At 72.6% G+C, this 20,358-nt stretch carries 12 protein-coding genes and 1 pseudogene; all 13 read right to left on the bottom strand.

Annotated features, from left to right (window positions below; genetic code table 11):
- Positions 1 to 7: 7 nt before the first annotated feature.
- Positions 8 to 1,075, bottom strand: coding sequence for a 2,3-diaminopropionate biosynthesis protein SbnB (gene sbnB / locus ACZ3ZD_RS19775; RefSeq protein WP_467398857.1), 1,068 nt, complete (start codon positions 1,073 to 1,075; stop codon positions 8 to 10).
- Entirely contained in the window at positions 1,072 to 2,076 is a 1,005-nt protein-coding gene (locus tag ACZ3ZD_RS19770) for a TauD/TfdA family dioxygenase (RefSeq protein WP_467398854.1), read from the bottom strand. The genes sbnB and ACZ3ZD_RS19770 overlap by 4 nt, the downstream gene beginning before the upstream one ends.
- 42 nt (positions 2,077 to 2,118) lie before the next feature.
- Complete coding sequence (locus ACZ3ZD_RS19765) at positions 2,119 to 5,418, bottom strand: non-ribosomal peptide synthetase (RefSeq protein ID WP_467398852.1); 3,300 nt, start codon at positions 5,416 to 5,418, stop codon at positions 2,119 to 2,121.
- Positions 5,419 to 5,432: 14 nt separating this feature from the next.
- Positions 5,433 to 8,015, bottom strand: a complete 2,583-nt coding sequence (locus tag ACZ3ZD_RS19760) for a Pls/PosA family non-ribosomal peptide synthetase (protein ID WP_467398849.1) — start codon at positions 8,013 to 8,015, stop codon at positions 5,433 to 5,435.
- A gap of 234 nt (positions 8,016 to 8,249) precedes the next feature.
- Positions 8,250 to 10,397 (bottom strand): SpoIIE family protein phosphatase, encoded by a 2,148-nt coding sequence (locus ACZ3ZD_RS19755; RefSeq protein WP_467398847.1) that lies wholly within the window; start codon positions 10,395 to 10,397, stop codon positions 8,250 to 8,252.
- Positions 10,398 to 10,790: 393 nt separating this feature from the next.
- On the bottom strand, positions 10,791 to 12,122 hold the full coding sequence (gene lysA / locus ACZ3ZD_RS19750; RefSeq protein ID WP_467398844.1) for a diaminopimelate decarboxylase: 1,332 nt from the start codon (positions 12,120 to 12,122) through the stop codon (positions 10,791 to 10,793).
- A 14-nt stretch (positions 12,123 to 12,136) separates the two neighbouring features.
- Positions 12,137 to 12,444: pseudogene (locus tag ACZ3ZD_RS19745) on the bottom strand (SAV_915 family protein).
- A 191-nt stretch (positions 12,445 to 12,635) separates the two neighbouring features.
- Positions 12,636 to 13,319: a response regulator gene (locus ACZ3ZD_RS19740; protein WP_467398842.1), complete on the bottom strand. Its 684-nt coding sequence runs from the start codon at positions 13,317 to 13,319 to the stop codon at positions 12,636 to 12,638.
- Positions 13,320 to 13,647: 328 nt separating this feature from the next.
- Positions 13,648 to 14,316: a potassium-transporting ATPase subunit C gene (locus tag ACZ3ZD_RS19735; RefSeq protein WP_467398840.1), complete on the bottom strand. Its 669-nt coding sequence runs from the start codon at positions 14,314 to 14,316 to the stop codon at positions 13,648 to 13,650.
- 5 nt (positions 14,317 to 14,321) lie between these two features.
- Positions 14,322 to 16,451, bottom strand: a complete 2,130-nt coding sequence (gene kdpB / locus ACZ3ZD_RS19730; protein ID WP_467398837.1) for a potassium-transporting ATPase subunit KdpB — start codon at positions 16,449 to 16,451, stop codon at positions 14,322 to 14,324.
- Positions 16,448 to 18,112 (bottom strand): potassium-transporting ATPase subunit KdpA, encoded by a 1,665-nt coding sequence (gene kdpA / locus ACZ3ZD_RS19725; protein WP_467398835.1) that lies wholly within the window; start codon positions 18,110 to 18,112, stop codon positions 16,448 to 16,450. Before kdpA ends, kdpB begins: the two co-directional genes overlap by 4 nt.
- A 7-nt stretch (positions 18,113 to 18,119) precedes the next feature.
- On the bottom strand, positions 18,120 to 18,209 hold the full coding sequence (kdpF, locus tag ACZ3ZD_RS19720; protein ID WP_009326374.1) for a K(+)-transporting ATPase subunit F: 90 nt from the start codon (positions 18,207 to 18,209) through the stop codon (positions 18,120 to 18,122).
- 288 nt (positions 18,210 to 18,497) lie between these two features.
- Positions 18,498 to 20,348 (bottom strand): APC family permease, encoded by a 1,851-nt coding sequence (locus ACZ3ZD_RS19715; protein WP_467398832.1) that lies wholly within the window; start codon positions 20,346 to 20,348, stop codon positions 18,498 to 18,500.
- Positions 20,349 to 20,358 lie beyond the last annotated feature (10 nt).

Here is a 20,358-nt window from a genome sequence, read left to right as displayed (position 1 = left end):
AGCGGCCTCAGCCGTACCGGCGCAGGTCGTGGAAGAAGTCGTCGATGAGGCGGAGTTCCCCCGCCCGGGCCACACGGTCGTAGACGTACTTGCCGACGGCCAGGTCGAGGACGCCGAGGCCGAAGGGCGAGAAGATCACCGGCTGGTCGGGCGGCGGCGCGGCGCGGCCGAGCATCACGTCGTACAGGGTGCCGTTGAGGAAGTCCCGGTTCCCGGTGCGCTGTTCGACCAGGTGCGGGGAGGTCTCGGCCTTCAGGCAGTGCTCGACGTCGTCCACGAAGTTGGCCGCGGTGAGCAGGATCTCCGGGGCGAGGTCGCGCAACGACACGTGCAGGACCACCGGGTTGTGCTCGAACCAGGCCGGCGCCGTGACATGCGGCCGGCCGGCGACGGTGGCGAAGACCACCAGGTCGCTGGAGCGGATCAGGTCCTCGGCGCTGTCGTGGACGGTGACCTGCCCGGTGGCGCCGGCCTGGCGCAGATAGCCGCGGAAACCCTCGGTGCTGTCGGCGGACAGGTCGTGCACGCCGATCGCGTCGAAGGTCCAGCCGCTGCCGGCGAGGAAGGTGTGGATGTACCGGGCGATCAGACCCGTACCGAAGAAGCCGACCCGGCGGGGCCGGGCCCGGGTGCGGCTGAGCCAGTCGGCGGCCAGCGCGGCCGAGGCCGCCGTCCGGGTCGCGCTGATGACGGAACTCTCCAGACAGGCGAACGGGTAGCCCGTCTCGTGGTCGTTGAGGATCAGCACCGCCGACGCCCGGGGCAGCCCGGCGCGCACGTTCTCCGGGAAACTGGAGATCCACTTCACGCCGTCCACCTGCGCCGGGCCACCGATGGAGGCGGGCAGCGCGATGATCCGGGCCGTGGGGCGGTCGGGGAAGCGCAGGAAGTACGACGGCGGGTTGACCGAGTCCCCGGCGCCGTGCAGCCGGTAGGTGGCCTCCACCAGTTCCACCAGTTCCCTCTCCCGGCCGGTCAGCGCCTGCTGCACCTGTCTGCCGGAGATCACCGCGAAGGTGGGCGGCGGCCCGGGGTGGGGCGCGGGCGGCTGCGGGGAGGTCGACAGCTGGGTCATCGCAGGCTCGCCTCCTCCGCCGGGCCGGAGCCGGGCAGGCGCCGCGGCTCGGCCATGCCGACCAGGACCAGCCGCTCCCCGGTGAACGGCTCCCTGCTGTGCGCGGTGCCGATGTTGTCGACCAGCATCAGGTCGCCGGCCTGCCAGGGCTCGCGCCGGGTGTGCTCCTCGTAGGTGGCGTTGAGGAGTTGTACGACGTCCTCACCGATCGGGGTGCCGTCCCCGTAGCGGGTGTTGAACGGCAGCGCGTCCGCGCCGTACTCGTCCACCAGGTACTCGCGGACCTCCGGGGCCAGCGTCCACTCGTTGAGGAAGGCGATCTGGTTGAACCAGCACCGCCTGCCGGTGCGCGGGTGTTCCACGACGGCGCGGCGGCGCTGCTCGGTGCGCAGGGAGCCGTCGGGCAGCCAGCGGAAGTCGATGGCGTTCGCGCGGCAGTACCGCTCGATCGCGTCGCGGTCGTCGGTGCCGAACGACTCCGCGACGGACGCCCCGATCTCGTCGTTGTAGGTACGGGTCAGCAGCCAGCCCTCCCGCTCGAAGCGCTCCGTCAGCTCGGCGGGCAGCGCCCCCAGGATCTCCGCCGCGTCGGCCACCGCCGTCGCCCCGCCCTGCTCGGGCGGCGTCAGGCAGGCGAACAGCAGCAGGCCGGGCACCTCCAGCTGGTAGCTCAGCTCGTGGTGCATGCACATCGGCTGGTTGGCCGGCCAGGGCGTGGAGGAGTACAGCCCAGGCCCGTGCTCCTCCCGCGGCGCGAACGCCTCACGCTCCGGCATGAGGTCGCCGGCCAGCCGGGCGAAGACGGCGGCGGCCTGGCCGGTGTCCCGGAGGCCGAGGCCGCGCACCAGCAGCGCCCCGTGCTCGGTGACCTGCGCCCTGAGCGCCTCGCGGTAGTGGGCCGCCCAGGCCGCGGGGTCGTCCGGCGGGCCGACGCTCAGCAGCGCGGGCCGGTCCGGCCGCAGCTGCACGTCGAGCGGTGCTGCCAGGGATGAGGACGGCATCTCGGTTTCCTTTCGGTCGCCCGTCGGTGGGGGTACGGGCCTTCAGGTGGAGGCCAGGGGGACGGCCGTGTCCAGCACGGCCCGCGCCGCCTCGGCCGGCCGGGTGCGCAGGAAGTAGTGGCCCCCGTCGGGCAGTTCGTGCAGCTCGACCCGCTCGGCCAGCAGCAGCCAGTCGCGGTGGAGGTCGGCGTGGCCCGCCGTGTGCGGGTCGTCGGCGGCGACGACCACCGAGACCGGCGCGGACAGCCGCACCGGCGGCGGGTTCTCCAGGGCCGCCTGGAACCAGCGGTGGGCCTGGACGCAGTCGTGCCGGTAGGCGGCTCCGATGTGCTCGGCGTGCCGCTCGTCGAGTTCGGCGAGTTCCGTGTAGCCGCCGTCCGCGGTCAGCCGCACCGCGATCTCCGCGTCGCCGCGCCCCGTCAGCTCGGCGACGGCGGCGCTCCGCTCGGCGGCCGTGCCGAGCAGCTGCGCCCCGAGGAACACCCGCGTGACCGGCACGCCCCGCTCCTGGAGCCTGCGGGCCGTCGCCAGGGCCGGTGCGGCGCCCGACGAGTGGCCCCACAGCATGACCCGGGCCGGGCCGCGTGCCGTGATCTCGTCCGCGACCCGGTCGGCCACCTCCTCTACCGACGCGAACGGCTCGCGGTGGGCCGCCACGTCGTGGCCGGGCAGGTCCACCGCGAGGACCGCGACCCCGCTGCCCGCCAACGCGGCCGCCAGCGGACGGTAGTTGACGGCGTTGCCGCCCGCGTACGGGAAGCACACCAGCGCGCACTCCTGCGTACGGCCCGGGTCCGACAGGGGCTGGAGCAGCTCCGTGCGCCGCCGGCCGGCGCCGTCGAGGAGGTCGGCGAGGTCGGCGAGGACCGGGTTGCGGGTGATGTCCTTCAGGGAGACCGCCCGGTCCAGCGCGATGCTGAGCTTGACGGCCGTCAGGGAGGTGCCCCCGGAGTCGAAGAAGTGGTCCTTCCGGCCGATCCGGTGCTCGGGCACGCCCAGCAGTTCGGCCCAGACCGCCGCCAGCCGCCGCTCGGCCGGACTGAGCGCCTCCGCCTGCGCGCCGACCCGCTCCCCACCGACCGGCTCCGTACCGTCGCGCCCCCCGCCGGTCCGGTCCGCGGCCGGCCCGGCCTCGGCGGCCCGCGCGGTCAGCTCCTTGCGGTCGATCTTGCCGTTGGGGGTCAGCGGCAGGCTCTCCTGCCAGTGGAAGGCCGCGGGGACCATGTAGGCGGGCAGCGCCGCCGCGAGCGCCTCGCGCAGCACGTCCGGCTCGTGACGCCGGCCGGTGTGGAAGGCGATCAGCTGGGTGTTCCCGCCGCCCCGCTCGGCCACGACCACCGCGCCGTCCCGCACCCCGTCCACCCGCAGCAGGGTGTTCTCGATCTCGCCGATCTCGATGCGGAACCCGCGGATCTTGACCTGGCTGTCGCGGCGGCCGAGGAACTCCAGCTTGCCCCCGGGGTGCCAGCGGCCCCAGTCGCCGCCCAGGTACAGCCGCTCCCCGGGCCGGTACGGGTCGGTCCGGTAGGCCTCCCGGGTCCGCTCGGGGTCGTTGACGTAGCCCCGGCCCACACAGACACCGGAGAACGCGATCAGCCCCGGGGCGCCCAGCGGCACCAGCGCCAGCTGCTCGTCCACGACGTAGACGCGCACGTTGTTGACCGCCCGCCCCAGCAGCACCCTGTCCGGCACACCGTCCAGGACCTCGTGGTTGGTGTCGTCGGACGTCTCGGTCAGCCCGTAGGCGTTCAGCAGCCGGGCGCCCGGCCGGAGCGCGAACCAGCGCTGCACCAGCTCCCGTTTCAGCGCCTCGCCGGTCACCGACACCCAGCGCAGGTCCGGCAGGTCCCGGGGGTGCTTCTCCAGGTACGAGACCACGACCTCCAGGTAGGAGGGCACCAGCTGGGCGACGGTGACCCGGTCGCGCACCAGCGTGTCGACGAACCGCTCGACGTCCACGACCACGTCCTGGCCGACCAGCACGGTCCGGCCACCGACCAGCAGCGCGGACACCAGCTGCCACAGCGAGATGTCGAAGCACTGCGGGGCCGTCTGCGCCACCACGGACCCGTCGCCGATCCCCAGGTCGTCGATCTTGGCGTGGAGGTGGTTGAGCAGACCGGCGTGCTCGCACATCGCGCCCTTCGGCTCGCCGGTGGAGCCGGAGGTGAAGTAGATGTAGGCCAGCTGACCGGCGTCGACCGGCACCCCGGGGTCGTCGTCGGCGTGCGGTTCCGCGTACGCCGTCTCCACCAGCAGCTTCTCGGTTCCGGGCAGCTCGGCCAGCGCCTCGTCGAGGGAGCCGGTGCTGCCCGACTCGGTGAGCACCAGCCGGCACCCGGCCCGGGACAACGTCGCCGCCACCCGGCCGGCCGGGAAGTGCGGCTCGACCGGCAGGTACACCCCGCCCGCCTTGAACACCGCCAGCGTCGCCGCCAGCCAGTCGAGGTTGCGCTCGGTGACGACGGCGACGACGTCCTCCCGGCCGAGACCGCGGGCCAGCAGCGCCCGCGCCAGCCGGTTGGCGCGCGCGTTCAGTTCCCCGTACGTCCACGACCGCTCGCCGTGCACCGCGGCCACCGCCCGCGGACGCTCCCGTACCCGCTGCTCGAACAGCTCGTGCGCGCGGGCGTCCGGCAGCGGCCGGTGCGGCCCCGCCAGCCCTTCCAGCTGCTCGCGCACCTCCTCCGCCGACAGCAGGCTCTGCTGCGCGTGCTCGGCGTCCGGATCGGCCGCCATCAGCCGCAGCGCCTTCAGGTGGTAGCCGCCGATCCGTGCCGCGCTCCCGGCGTCCAGCACGTCCGTGCGGTACCGCAGGCGCAGCAGCAGCCGGCCGCCCCGGTCGCACCAGCGCACATGCAGCACCCCGTCCTCGGCGTGCGCGTCGTCGGCGCCCATGGGGCCGAACACCGCCTCGTGCACCGGCTCGGTCAGCTCCAGTTCCCGGGCCAGGGCCGCCACCGGGAACTCCCGGTGGGCCAGCACCGCCGCCTCGGCCCGCTCGGCCGCCGACACCAGCGCCCGCCAGGACCCGGGGGGCACCGTCAGCCGGCACGGCAGCGGCTCACCGCGCACCCCGGCGGTGTACCCCGTCACCAGCTCCCGCTCGCCGGACAGCGCGGACAGCACCTTGGCGTGCGCCGCCAGCAGCACCGCGCTGACCGGCAGCCCCGACCGGCGGACCAGCCTGCGCAGCGCGGACGCCACGTCGTCCGGGACCGCCGTCTCCTGCTCGGCCGCCCCCGGCTCCGGCGCAGGCGCCCACCGCGGTACGGCGGTGGCACCGCCGGCGGTCAGCACCCGGCTCCAGAACTCCCGGTCCGTCTCCACGCGCGTGTCCATGGCGATGGCCTTCCTCAACTCGTGGCAGTCGCGGGGGCGTCGGTCGTGCGCAGGGCCCGGCCGGGGCCGCCGCCCTCGGGCATGTCCACGGCCGGATTGCCGCCCCAGTGCGCGTTCGGGGGTATTTCCTCGCCCTTCATGAGGAAGGAGTCGGCCGTCAGCACCGCGTCGTCGCCCATCGTCACGCCGTAGTGCACATGGGCGCCGACGCCCAGCGTGCAGCGCGCGCCGAGCGTGGTGTGGTCCGACTTGAACGTGCCGTCCTCCTGCGAGTGGCACTGGAGTTTGCTGCCGGCGTTCAGGATGCAGTCGTCCCCGACGGTGGTCAGCGTCCGCTCGGTCACGTAGCAGCCGTCGTCGAACACCCGCTTGCCGATGCGCACGCCCAGCAGCCGCCACACGAGGCTCTTGTACGGGGTCCCGTTGAAGATGTTGAGGTAGTGGGACGGCACCTTCCACACCCGCTCGTGCAGCCAGAACGTGGGGTCGTAGATGGAGCACAACTGCGGGGTCATCCGGCGGAACCGCATCAGGCACCGCTCCACCAGCACGTAGTACGCGGTGGAGAACACCAGCAGCAGCGCCACGTACGCGCCGATCACCACCTGCCCGAACACCCCGTACAGGTCCACGGAGGCGAGGGCGAGCAGCGTGAGCGCGAAGGTGTGCACCCAGCGCACGAACAGCATCAGCGTCATCGAGCGCAGGTTGTAACGGTTCTTCGCGGTGAGGTGCCGGCGCAGCTCCTCGCCCGTGCGCAGATGGTCGAACCGGGCGTCCCGGTCCACCGAGCGGGGGATCTCGAAACAGGGCGAGCCGAGGAGGCCGACGCCCGTGCGGACCTCGCCGTCCAGCGGGACCATCACCTTCGTCGCCAGGAGGCAGTTCTCGCCCGTCCTGCCGCCCACCGGGTAGGCGATGTTGTTGCCCAGGAAGTTGCGCGGCCCGATCGTCACCCGGGACAGCCGGAACGACGTACTGGAGTAGTCGGCGTTGACCACCGAGAGCCCGTCGGCCACCATCGTCCCGGTCCCGACGGAGACCAGGAACGGTGTCTCGTGCTGCACCTCGGTGCCGAAGTTCGAACCGGTCTGCTCGACTTCGGTCAGGTCGTAGCCGAGGCCGCGCAGGTAGGGCACGATGTACGAACTGTCGCCGAACAGCCAGGCGAAGAACTTGATGTTCGTCAGGCGGGCCGCCAGCCGGTGCACCGTGTAGTGGAACCCGTACAGCGGATACACCCGGTCGGGCCTGACCACCAGACCCAGCAGCCGCGGGACCGTGTACAGCGTCAGCAGGCCGAGCACGAGGAAGCCGCAGAACAGGACCAGCGAGAGCACCAGCGCGTCGGGGACGAGGTCGCTCCGGGACATCACGGCCGTCTCCGGATCGAGCCGCTTGCCGATCGCCGGCACCCCCGTGAACAGGATGTACATCCCGCCGACGGCGAGCGGGACGTACACGAAGAGCAGCTGCACCATGGTGACCAGGCCGAACCAGGTCCGGCGCACGCTCCCGCACCGGGCCGGCGCCACCCTCAGGTAGTCGGTGCGCGTCGGCTCCGCCGGTGACCCGTGCCAGCGCTCCCTGGCCGGGACCGCCTGCCCGCGGTGCAGCGCGGAGGAGTGGCCCAGCTGGGCGCCGTCGCCCAGCGAGGTGTCGATGTCCAGCACCGTCCGCTCGCCGACGAACGCGTCCCGGCCCAGGGTGACCCGGCCCGTCTGGATGCGGCCCGCGTGCGCCCGGTAGCAGAGGAAGAAGGAGTCCTTGCGGATCACCGTCCCGGCGCCGATCGTCAGCAGGTCGGTGCAGACGGGCACGGAACGGGAGAGGATCGTGACGCCCTTCCCGATCCGCGCGCCCAGCGCCCGCAGGTACAGCACGTACAGCGGGGTGCCGACGAGGAACACCATGGGGTTCGCGTGCAGCAGCACCTTCACGAGCCACAGCCGCAGATAGGACAGGCCCCAGACGGGGAACTCGCGGGGCTTCCAACGGCCGACGAGCACCCACTTCGCCCCGACCGGGAACAGGCACAGGGCGAGGAACCCGATGCCGCCGAACAGCAGCGACCGGATGTAGACGTCCAGCGGGCCGGTGCCGCCGGCGATCCACTCGTAGCCGCGGGCGGTGACGAACCCGGAGACGAGGGAGTACCCGAGGAAGACCGCCAGCTGCGCCGTGCCGCACAGCAGATGGGCGCGCCGCCCCGCCCGGGTCACCGGGGCCGGTGACGCGGTGGGAGCCGGCTGCGACGGGGGCTCGGCCACGGCGACGGGGGCGGGGGCGGGGGCGTCCTCCACGAGCGCCGCCGTCAGGCTGCGGATGGTGGGATACCGGTAGATGTCCCGCATGGACGGGGACGGCAGCTGCGGGTTCTTCCTGAGCCGTGCGCAGAACTGTGCCATCACCAGGGAGTTGGCACCGAGGTCGGTGAAGAAGTGACTCTCGGCCGGAACCTGTTCGGCTCCGGTCAGCTCGGCCAGGGTCCGTGCGAGCACGCGCTCGGTGTCCGACCTGGCCGGCCCGATGGCGCTCAGGGTGACGGCAGGTTCGTCCGGTCCCGGTATCGGGATCTTGGAGGACTGCTCCACCATTCCATCTCCTGAAAACGTGCGGATCGCCAATGGCCGGCCGAGCCGTACCTGATCCGGAACGGCCGCTTTTCAGTGTGGCCAGGCGCACAGCAGGCTGCCACTTCGCCGCGACCAGCACACTCGCTCGAAAGCGTCCACGACTCCGTCTCCCTTGGCCTCCGTACCGGAAGCGGGCCGCCGCGGCTCACCCGAACGGCGGCCCCCCACCGGAGCGGGGGCGGCGGCCGCTGCCGTTCAGCTCGCGGGGGGCGGCGTGCCCGCCGGCGCGTCCGCCGGGGCGTCCACCGGCGCGGACGCCTGCGCGCGGGCGATCAGCAGGGCGACGTCGTCGTGGTCGTCGGGCCGGCGGAGGTCGTGCAGAAGCCGGTCGCACGTTTCCTCCAGGGGGCGGTCGGGAGCGTCGAGGACGCGCAGGAGCGTGTCGAGGCGTTCGTCGATGGAGTGGTGGCGGGTCTCCACGAGCCCGTCGGTGTACAGGACCAGCTGGTCGCCGTCGTCGAGACCGACGGTCGTGGTCTCGAACGGGACACCGCCGACGCCGAGGGGGGTGCCGGTGGGCAGGTCGAGGAGCCGGGGACGGTGTCCGCGGCGGACGAGGACGGGGGGCAGGTGCCCGGCGTTCGCGATGTGGCACCGGCCGCGGTGGGGGTCGTAGGCGGCGTAGAGGCAGGTGGCGATGTACTGCTCCAGGCCGGAGGTGATCGTGTCGAGCTGTTCGAGGACGCGGGCCGGGTCCAGGTCGAGGCCGGCGAAGGCGGCGGTCGCGGTGCGCAGCCGGCCCATGGCCGCGGCGGCGTCGATACCGCTGCCCATGACGTCACCCACGACGAGGGCCGTCTTGTCCTCGCCCAGCGGCAGGACGTCGTACCAGTCGCCGCCGATCTCGTAGGCGGCCTGCGCGGGCTGGTAGCGGGAGGCGATCTGCAGGCCGGGCAGGTGCGGCGGATGACGGGGGAGCAGACTGCGCTGGAGGGTCTCGGCGGCGTTGCGCACGCGTCGATGGGCACGGGCGTTGTCGATGCACACCGCGGCGCGGGAGGCCAGTTCGGTGGCGATGGCGAGGTCGTCCTCGTCGAAGGGCCGCGGGTCGCGGGCGCGGGTCAGCCCCAGGAAACCGAGGACGGTGGCGCGCGCGGTGAGGGGGACGGCCAGGTAGGAGTGCACCCCGGCGCGCGCCAGCAGCGTGGCCGCTCGGTCGTCGCGGGCGATGCGCGCCAGGTCGTCCTCGCCGGCGTGCCGGATCAGGACGGCCCGGCCGGTGCGCACGCAGTGGGTGGCCACGCGGTCGGCGTCGTACGCGGCGATGTGCCCGGGCGGATCGGCGGCCTCGGCGGCCTCGGTGGAGTAGGCGGCCTTCAGCGCGAGGGCACGGAAGAACGCGGGACCGACCCGGGTGCGGGGCCGGTGCTCGTCGAGGGCGGAGTCGAGGACGTCGACGGAGACCACGTCGGCCAGCTCGGGCACGGTGACGTCGGCCAGCTCCCGGGCGGTCTGCGCGATGTCCAGGGTGGTGCCGATCCGGGCGGAGCCGTCGGCGATCAGGGCCAGGCGCCGCCGGGTCGCGGTCGCCTCCTGGGCCGACTCGTAGCGCTCGGTGACGTCCGTGACCAGTTCGGCCACCCCGAGCACACGGCCCTGGGTGTCCTCCAGCCGGTAGACCGAGATCGTCCAGGCGTGTGTGCGCGGTTCCGGGTCGGCCGGGCTGCGGCCGACGATGGTGGACCGGTCGATCAGGGGTGCCCCGGTGTCGAGGACCTCCCGCATCGCGGCCTCGGGCACCTCGAACTTCGTGTCCTGCATGATCTCGCGGTAGTGGCGGCCGAGATGGTCCCTCGCGGGGATGCCGTGCATCCGCTCCAGCGCCGGGTTGACGGCCAGGTACCGCAGGCCCGGGTCGAAGATCGCGATCCCGAGGGGCGACTGGGAGATCAGCCGGGTGGAGAAGGCGACGTCCCGCTCCACCTCGCGCAGGGTGGGCGAGTCGGTGCCGAGGCCGAGCGCGTAGAAATCCCCGCGGTCGTCCTGGAGCCGCATGTTGCGCAGCTCCACCAGCCGGGTGCCGCCGTCCTTGCGCCGGACGGGAAACGTGCCGGCCCAGCTCCGGCCCGTCCCCATGACCTCGGCGAACTTCCCGAGCACCCAGTCCCGGTGCTCCTCGGGCACCATGAGCCGCGCGGCGAACTGCCCGAGCGCCTCCGCGGCGGTGTAGCCGTACAGCTCCTCGGCCTGCGGGCTCCACAGGACGACCCGGCCCCCGGCGTCCAGCAGCACCGCCGCGACCCCGAGCAGGTCCAGCAATCCGCTCGGCTGCGAGGACGCGTCGTTCCCTCGTCCGCCGAACACCTGGCCGATGTCCGCGGCGGGCCGTTCGGCTTCGCTCATCGCAGGCACCCTTTCCGCCCGCCGACGCTTCGACTTCCATGGTCACCCCGCCCACCGGAGAACACACCCCGGTGGCCTCCCGCGGCGGTCGCCCACGGCGTCGGCCGGTACGGCAGCATGCACACCGCCACGTCCGTGCGGGGCCCGCGGCACGGGGGCGAGGATCGGGCCGCGCCGGTCCGGCAGGCTCTCGTGGCGGCGGTGGCCGGCGTGACGGGGACCCGGCCGCACCTCGCGGCGTGCCGGGCGCACACCGCCGGGACCTCGCCGGGCCGGCCGGGCGGTCGGGCCCGGTGTCCGGCGCGCGGCGGCCGCCCGTTTCCGGTGCGGCCCGGGCGGGCCGGCCGGCGAGGGAGGAGGGGCCGACCCGCCCGGGGGCTCAGGGGGCCGCGGTCACAGGCCCACGTCCCGGCTGCGGATGTCCTCCAGGGACTCCCGGCGGACGAGCAGGCGGGCGACGCCGTCGCGTACGGCGACCACCGGCGGGCGGCCGACCAGGTTGTAGCCGGAGGCCATCGACAGGTGGTAGGCCCCCGCCACCGGGACACCGAGCAGATCGCCGGGGCGCACGTCCGCGGGGAGGTCCACGTCGGCGGCGAGCACGTCGCCCGCCTCGCAGTGCCGGCCCACCACCGTCACACGGGTCCGCTCCGCCGTACCGGGGCGGCCGGTCAGGCGCGGGGCGTACCGGACGCCGTACAGGGCCGGACGGGGGTTGTCGCTCATACCGCCGTCCACGGCCACGAACACGTGTCCGCCGGTGCGCTTCACGGACAGGACGCGGTACACGGCGATGCCCGCGGGGCCCACGATCGCCCGCCCCGGCTCGATGGTCAGGCGGGGCACGGGCAGTCCGGCCGTGGCGCAGGCGTCGGCGAGTTCCGCGCGGACCCTGCGGGCCAGGGCCGTCAGGTCGAGGGCCGGTTCGCCGGGGCGGTAGGCGATGCCGTGGCCGCCGCCGAGGTCCAGCTCGGGCAGGACCAGCCCGTGCTGCTCGTGGAGGCGGGTCATGAGGCCGACCATGCGCCGTACGGCCATGAGGTACGGCTTGACCGAGGTGATCTGCGAGCCCAGGTGGCAGTGCAGCCCGGTCAGTTCCAGCTGCGGCTGGTCGAGGATGCGGGTGATGGCGTGCTGGGCGTAGCCGTCGGTGAGGGACAGGCCGAACTTCTGCTCGTCGGTGCCGGTGCGGATCTTCTCGTGGCCGCCCGCGCCGATGCCCGGGACGACCCGGACCATCACCTTCTGGTGCCCGTCCGGGCCCACGGCGGCGGCCAGCCGGGCGATCTCCGAGGGACTGTCGATGACGATGCGCCCGATGCCCAGGCGCAGCGCGGTGTCGAGGTCGCGCGGGGACTTGGCGTTGCCGTGCAGCACGATCCGCTCCGCCGGGAAGCCCGTGGTGACGGCGAGTTCGAGTTCGCCGGCGGAGCAGACGTCGAGGCCGAGACCCTCCTCGTCCATCCAGTGGGCCATGGCCCGGCACAGGAACGCCTTGGCCGCGTACAGGACCTCGGCGTCGGGGAAGGCGTCCCGGTAGGTACGGCACCGGTCGCGGACCTCGGCCTCGTCCAGGACGTAGACGGGGGTGCCGAAGCGGTCGGCGATCTCGGCGAGACCGACCCCGCCCACCGTGAGGTCGCCGCTCGGGGACTCGGTGGTCGAGGCGGGCCACACGGAGAGGTCGGGCGTGGTGGTGGCGGTGGGCTCGTGGACCGTGGTCATCGTGGCTGCCTCTCTCAGGCGGTCCGCAGTGCGGGGAGCTCGGGCGTGATCGGCGTGGCGGCGGGGGCGGTGAACCGCGGGTCCACCGTGACGGTGGTGACGCCGAGCGGCGCGGTCAGCGCGCGCAGGGCTGGCTCGGCGAGGCGGATCCACGCCTGACCGGGGCCGAGCGTCGCGGCCAGCCGACGCTCGGAGGTGAACCCGACGGCCGTCCGGATCCCGAGCGGTGTACGGAAGAACCGGCCGCACACCCGTCCGCTCCCGGCCGGACCGGAACGTACAGGATTCCGGCCGGGAACCGATCGACGGGCAGTGGTGCCATGGAGTGCCTCCCGGCAGGACGCGCAGGGACGAGTGGGGGCGAGCCCCGGTTGCGGGGAGGCGACCGAGGCTCACAGCCGACGTTATGCCCGCCTCGACCGCCCCCTGCGGACGCCCTGACGGGACACTGACGAGGCCGGGCCCGACTTTGACGCGCCGCTGACGGCTGTCGGGGGCTTGCCGCGTGTCATGTCATCCCTCGAAGCGGTAGCCCATGCCGGGCTCGGTGACCAGATAGCGGGGGTGGGAGGGGTCGGTCTCCAGCTTGCGGCGCAACTGGGCCATGTAGACGCGCAGATAGTTGGTCTTGCCGCTCTGTGAGACGCCCCAGACCTCCTGGAGGAGCTGCTTCTGGGTGACCAGCCGTCCCGGACTGGTCACCAGGATCTCCAGCAGGTGCCACTCGGTCGGGGTCAGCCGCACGTCCCGGCCCTGTCTGACCACCTTCTTGGCGAGCAGGTCGACGCTGAAGTGCTCGGTGACGACCAGGGTCGTCTCGGGGACGAACGGGGTGTCCTCGGTACGGCGGACGGCGGCGCGCAGCCGGGCCAGCAACTCGGCCATGCTGAACGGCTTGGTGACGTAGTCGTCCGCGCCGGCGTCCAGCGCGGCCACCTTCTCGTCGGACGCCTGCCGCGCGGACAGCACCAGGATCGGCACCCGGCTCCAGCCCCGCAGCCCCTTGATGATGTCGACACCGTCCATGTCGGGCAGGCCGAGGTCGAGCAGCACCACGTCCGGCCGGCGCACGGCGGCCAGCCGGAGGGCCGTGGCCCCGTCGGGGGCGGCGTCCACGCCGTAGTGACGTGCCTGCAAGTTGATGACGAGGGCCCGCACGAGCTGCGGGTCGTCCTCCACCACGAGCACCCGGGTCATGGGCGTGTGCCTCTCCTGTCGTACGTCGGTCCTCGCGCCGGCACGGGGGTCGTACGTCGGTCTTCGCGCCGGCGCGGAGGTCGTACGTCGGTCATCGCGCCGGCACGGGACGACCGACGCCATGGCGGCGGGAGCCGACGACTCCGGGCCGCTGCGAACCCACCGACTCCTGTGGAGGGCGGTGGGTTCGGGGGCGGTACCGGGGGCGTCGACTCCCGTGCGGGTACGGCGGATCCGGGGCGGCTCCCCGGTGACGACTTCCATGCGGGAGGCGACGGAACCGGGACCGCTCCCGGCCGCGTCGCCCCCCGCGAGCCACGTAAAACCGTCACCGCTCGGCTACGAGGGCCTTGAGCGCGATGTTGAGTTGGAGGACGTTCACCCGGGGCTCGCCCAGGAAGCCGAGGGTGCGGCCCTCCGTGTGGTTCATGACCAGCTTCTCCACCTGGGCGGTGGTCAGGCCGTTCCTCGCGGCGACGCGGTGCGCCTGGAGTTCTGCGTAGGCCGGGGAGATGTCCGGGTCCAGGCCGGAGCCGGAGGAGGTCACCGCGTCCGCGGGGACGTCCGAGGGCCTGACGGTGTAGCCGGGCACGGAGTTGTCCCTCACCACGGCTGCCTTCGCGTCCTGCACCTGCTCGAGCAGCACCTTGCTGTCCGCGGACAGGTTGGTGGCGCCGGACAGGAGCAGCTGGTACCGGGTGTTGAGACTGTTCGTGCCGAGCCCGCCCGCGGGGCGGCCCTGGAACCACCTGAGGTCCGCGTCCGGGGTCTGCTGCCCCTTCTTCAGCGGCAGGTCGTACGACTGCCCGATCAGCGAGGAGCCGACGACCCTGCCGCCCGCGCTGACCTCGGAGCCGTTCGCCTTGCCGGGGAACAGCCCCTGCGCGATGCCGGTGACCACCAGCGGGTAGAGGACACCGGTCACCAGGGTCAGCACCAGGAGGGCCCGCAGACCCGCTCCCAGCAACCGGGCTGTGTTCGTGACGGAGTTGTTCATGGCGTTCAGCCGATCCCGGGGATGAGGGAGATGAGCAGGTCGATGATCTTGATGCCGATGAAGGGGGCGACCAGGCCGCCGAGGCCGTAGATCCCGAGGTTGCGGCGGAGCATCCGGTCGGCGCTCATCGGCCGGTAGCGCACGCCCTTCAGGGACAGCGGCACCAGCGCGATGATGATCAGCGCGTTGAAGATCACCGCGGACAGGATCGCGGAGTCCGGCGAGGACAGCTGCATGATGTTCAGCTTGTCCAGGCCCGGGTAGACCGCCGCGAACAGCGCCGGGATGATCGCGAAGTACTTCGCGACGTCGTTGGCGATGGAGAACGTCGTCAACGCGCCCCGGGTGATGAGGAGCTGTTTGCCGATCTCCACGATCTCGATGAGCTTGGTCGGGTTGGAGTCGAGGTCGACCATGTTGCCGGCCTCCTTGGCGGCCGACGTACCGGTGTTCATCGCCACGCCGACGTCCGCCTGGGCCAGCGCCGGGGCGTCGTTGGTGCCGTCGCCGGTCATCGCGACCAGCTTGCCGCCCGCCTGCTCCCGCTTGATGAGGGCCATCTTGTCCTCGGGGGTGGCCTCGGCGAGGAAGTCGTCGACACCCGCCTCCTCCGCGATGGCGCGTGCGGTCAGCGGGTTGTCACCCGTGATCATGACCGTCTTGATGCCCATGCGGCGCAGCTCCTCGAACCGCTCCCGCATGCCCTTCTTGACGACGTCCTTCAGGTGGACGACCCCGAGGACGCGGGCACCCCTGTCGTCATGGACGGCGACGAGCAGCGGGGTGCCGCCGTCCTCGGAGATGCGGTGGGCGAGGGTGTCGGCGTCCGCGGCGACCGTGCCGCCCCGCTCCTTCACCCAGGCGATGACGGAGGCGGTGGCGCCCTTGCGGATGCTCCGGCCGTCGACGTCCACACCCGACATACGGGTCTGGGCGGTGAAGGCGACCCATTCGGCGTGCGCCAGCTCGCCCTGGTGGCGTTCACGCAGCCCGTACCGCTCCTTCGCCAGGACGACGACGGAGCGGCCCTCGGGCGTCTCGTCCGCCAGCGACGACAGCTGGGCGGCGTCGGCCACCTCCGCCTCGGTGGTGCCGGGCACCGGCACGAACTCCGACGCCTGGCGGTTGCCGAGGGTGATGGTGCCGGTCTTGTCCAGCAGCAGCGTGGACACGTCACCGGCGGCCTCCACCGCACGCCCCGACATCGCCAGCACGTTGCGCTGCACCAGGCGGTCCATGCCCGCGATGCCGATCGCGGAGAGCAGGGCGCCGATGGTCGTCGGGATCAGGCAGACCAGCAGGGCCACCAGCACGACCATGGTCAGGTGGGTGCCCGCGTAGTCCGCGAACGGCGGCAGGGTGGCCACCGCCAGCAGGAACACGATGGTCAGCGACGCCAGCAGGATGTTCAGCGCGATCTCGTTGGGCGTCTTCTGCCGGGCGGCCCCCTCGACCAGGTTGATCATCCGGTCGATGAAGGTCTCGCCGGGCCTCGTCGTGATCTTGACGACGATCCGGTCGGACAGCACCTTCGTACCGCCCGTCACCGCGCTGCGATCACCGCCGGACTCGCGGATGACCGGGGCCGACTCACCGGTGATCGCCGACTCGTCCACCGAGGCGACACCCTCGACCACGTCCCCGTCACCCGGGATGACGTCGCCGGCCTCGCAGACCACCAGGTCGCCGATGGTGAGCGCGGTGCCCGGGACCCGCTCCTCGGAGCCGTCCGCGAGCAGCCGGCGGGCGACCGTGTCGGTCTTGGCCTTGCGCAGGGTGTCGGCCTGCGCCTTGCCGCGGCCCTCGGCGACCGCCTCCGCGAGGTTGGCGAAGACCACGGTCAGCCAGAGCCAGGCGCTGATGGTCCAGCCGAACCAGTCGCCCGCGTGCCGGAAGGAGAAGACGGTGGTCAGCACGGAACCGATCCACACCACGAACATCACGGGCGACTTGACCATCACCCGCGGGTCGAGCTTGCGGAACGCGTCCGGCAGCGACCTGACCAGTGCCTTGGGGTCGAAGAGGCCCGCTCCGACACGGCCCTCGGCGGGCTTGTGCCCGGTCGGCGCGTCCTGGTGGGGCGCCAGAGTGGGTGTGGACATCGTGTCCTCGTGGTTTTCCGTTCGGGTCGTCATGACGCCAGCCCCTCGGCCAGCGGGCCCAGCGCGAGCGCCGGGAAGTAGGTGAGACCGGTGACGATGAGGGTCGCGCCCACCAGCAGGCCGGTGAACAGCGGTTTCTCGGTGCGCAGGGTGCCGGCCGTCACCGGGACCGGGGTCTGCCCGGCGAGCGAGCCGGCCAGCGCGAGCACGAACACCATCGGCAGGAAGCGGCCGAGCAGCATCGCCAGCCCGGTCATGGTGTTGAACCAGTCGGTGTTGGCGTTCAGCCCCGCGAAGGCCGAGCCGTTGTTGTTGGCGGCCGACGTGAACGCGTACAGCACCTCGGAGAACCCGTGCGCACCGGAGTTGAGCATCGAGTGCGGCGGGGTCGGCAGCGCCATGGAGGCCGCGGTGAACACCAGCACCAGGGCGGGGGTGACCAGGATGTAGCAGGCGGCGAGCTTCATCTCGCGGCCGCCGATCTTCTTGCCCAGGTACTCGGGCGTACGGCCCACCATCAGACCGGCGATGAACACCGCGATCACGGCCATGACCAGGATGCCGTAGAGGCCGGAGCCGGTGCCGCCGGGCGCGATCTCGCCCAGCATCATGCCGAGCATGGTGATCCCGCCGCCCAGACCGGTGAAGGAGGAGTGGAAGGAGTCCACCGCACCGGTCGAGGTGAGCGTCGTGGACACCGCGAAGATCGACGAGCCGCCGATCCCGAACCGGACCTCCTTGCCCTCCAGCGCGCCGCCCGCGGCCTGGAGCGCCGGGCCGTGGTGGGCGAACTCGGTCCACATCATCAGCGCCACGAAGCCCAGCCAGATCGTGAACATCGTGGCGAGGATCGCGTAACCCTGCCGGACACTGCCGACCATCACCCCGAAGGTGCGGGTCAGTGAGAAGGGGATGACGAGGATCAGGAAGACCTCGAAGAGGTTGGTGAAGGGGGTGGGGTTCTCGAAGGGGTGGGCGGAGTTGGCGTTGAAGTAGCCGCCACCATTGGTGCCGATCTCCTTGACGGCCTCCTGGGAGGCGACCGCCCCGCCGTTCCACTGCTGCGAGCCGCCCATGAACTGGCCGACCTCGTGGATGCCGGAGAAGTTCTGGATCGCGCCGCACGCCACCAGCACCACCGCGGCGATCGCGGCGGCCGGCAGCAGGATCCGCAGCGTGCCGCGCACCAGGTCCGACCAGAAGTTGCCCAGCTCACCGGTGCGCGAGCGGGCGAAGCCACGCACCAGCGCCACGGCGACCGCCATGCCCACGGCCGCCGAGACGAAGTTCTGCACCGCCAGACCGCCGGTCTGCACGACGTGACCCATGGTCTGCTCGCCGTAGTACGACTGCCAGTTGGTGTTGGTCACGAACGAGACGGCCGTGTTGAACGACTGCGCCGGGCTGACCGAGGAGAAGTGCGGCGAGCCGGGCAGCACGCCCTGCACCCGCTGGAGCAGGTAGAGGAACAGGACGCCGACGGCCGAGAAGGCGAGGACACCGCGCAGATAGGCGGGCCAGGTCATCTCGGCATCGGGGTCGGCACCGATGGCCTTGTAGATCACTCTCTCGACGCGCAGGTGCCGACGGGAGGAGTAGACCCTGGCCATGTAGCCGCCGACGGGGACGTAGACGAGCGCCAGTGCGCCGATGAGGGCCAGCAACTGGAGCAGGCCGGCGAGGGCGGGACTCATGGGGTGGTCAGAACCTCTCCGGGAAGATCAGGGCGAGGACGAGATAGCCCAGCAGGGCGACGGCCACGACCAGGCCGACGACGTTCTCGGCGGTCACAGCTTCGTCACCCCCTTGGCGACGAGGGCCACCAGCGCGAAACCCGCGAGCACGGTGAGGACGAAGGCCAGATCGGCCATCGCGAACTCCTGGAGTGAGGTTCGGTTGAATCGGACGATTAGAGGAAACCGCCTGACTGGCCGGATCCGGTCGCCCGTTGACGCCTCTCTTACGGCGGCCCCCGCGGCCTTGACGGGACTCTTACGGCCCCGGCCCCGGCGGCCCCGGCCCCGGCGGCCCCGGCCCCGGCGGCCCCGGCCCCGGCGGCCCCGGCCCCGGCGGCCGGGCTCAGGGCAGCCGGAAGCGCAGCCGGCAGATCACCGCGTCCGTCTCCCGCCGGACCGCGTGGGCGACGACCGCTCCCCGCTGGTTCTGCAGCAGCCGCTGCCACAGCCGCTCCGGCTCGGTCTCCGGGATCAGCACGGTGACCCGGGTACCGGACTCGGCCGCGCTCACCTCACGGACGTAGGCGGCGATGGGCCGGCCCAGGCTGCGCCGCCGGCAGGGCAGCCGTACCAGCGGCACACCCGGCTCCCACGCGGCCCAGGCGCGCTCCAGCGCCCGCAGCTGGTCCCGGTCCTCGGGGTCCGGGTGGCACACGGTCACCGCGCGGACCTCGTCACCGAGGGAGACGGCCGCGGTCAGCGCCTCCGACGTCAGCCGGGACAGCGACGACACGGGGACGATCACCAGCGAGCGCTCGCGGTGCGGGGCCGCGGGGATCCGGCCGAGACCGAGCCGCTCGCCGATCCGGCCGTAGGCGCGGCGCACGGTCTCGAAGGCGACCACCAGCAGCGGCAGCGCGATCACGACCAGCCACGCCCCCTCGGTGAACTTGCTCGCCGTGACCACCACCGCCGCCACACCGGTGAGGACCGCGCCGAAACCGTTCAGCAGCACCCTGCCCCGCCGGCCCCGGGCCGGCCCCCGCTCCAGCTGCCAGTGCCGGACCATGCCCACCTGGGCGATCGTGAAGCCGACGAAGACACCGATGGCGAACATCGGCACCAGGGTGTTGGTGTCCCCGCCGGAGAAGACCAGCAGCGCGGCCGAGACGACGGCCAGCGCGAGGACACCGTGCCGGTGGACCTGGCGGTCGGCCTTCAGGGCGAACACGTGCGGCGCGTAGTTGTCGCGGGCGAGCAGCTTGAGCAGGATCGGCAGCCCGCCGAAGGAGGTGTTGGCGGACAGCGCCAGCAGGATCATCGTCGCGAACTGGATGACGTAGAAAGCCCAGGTGTGGCCGAGCGAGGCGTCCGCGAGCTGCGCCAGCACCGTGACCCCCCGCACGGGCTGGAGGTGGAAGCGGCCGATCAGCACCGACAGGCCGACCAGCATCACCCCGAGTACGGCCCCGAGGGCGACCTCGGCCCGCTGGGCGCGCCGCACCCGCGGCACCCGGAAGGACGGGACGGCGTTGGCGATGGCCTCCACGCCGGTCAGCGCGGCGCACCCGGAGGCGAAGGCCTTCAGCAGGAGCAGCGCCCCCATTGCCGAGGCGTTGTCCGCGACCACCGAGGCGTGGCCGGCCGCCGTCACCGTGCTCACCGGGTGGGAGCGGAACAGTCCGACCGCGACGAGGACGAGGATCGAGCCGACGAAGACGACCGTCGGCACGATGAACACCTTCGCCGACTCCACGATCCCGCGCAGGTTCACCGCGGTGATCAGCGCGAGCACCGCCAGGCACAGCCACAGCCGGTCGCCGTGCAGCGCGGGGAAGGCGGAGGTCAGCGCGGCCACGCCCGCCGTGACCGCAACGGCGACGTTGAGCACGTAGTCCAGGACCAGCGAGGCGGCGGCCACCAGGCTCGTTCGCGCCCCCAGATGCGTCCTCGCCACCGCGTAGGAACCGCCGCCGTCCGGGAAGGCCGCGATCACCTGGCGGTACGACGCCACCAGCACCGCCAGCAGGGCCGCGATGGCCAGCGTCACCGGCATCGTGAAACCCAGCCCGTGCGCGCCGGCGGCGGCCAGGACGAGGACGATCGCCTCCGGGCCGTACGCCACGGACGCCATCGCGTCCAGTGACAGCGCCGCGAGTCCGGTGACGGCGGTCAGCCGGTGGAGTTCGCCGGTATCAGGGGGTTCCTCGCCGGCGGGGACGGCATCCGGCTGCTCGGTGGTCAGGACGGACATGGGCGCGTGC

The sequence above is a fragment of the Streptomyces sp. NPDC023481 genome, assembly GCF_055560195.1.
Note: the sequence above shows the minus strand (reverse complement) of the source record. Positions and strands in the feature narration are given on the sequence as shown.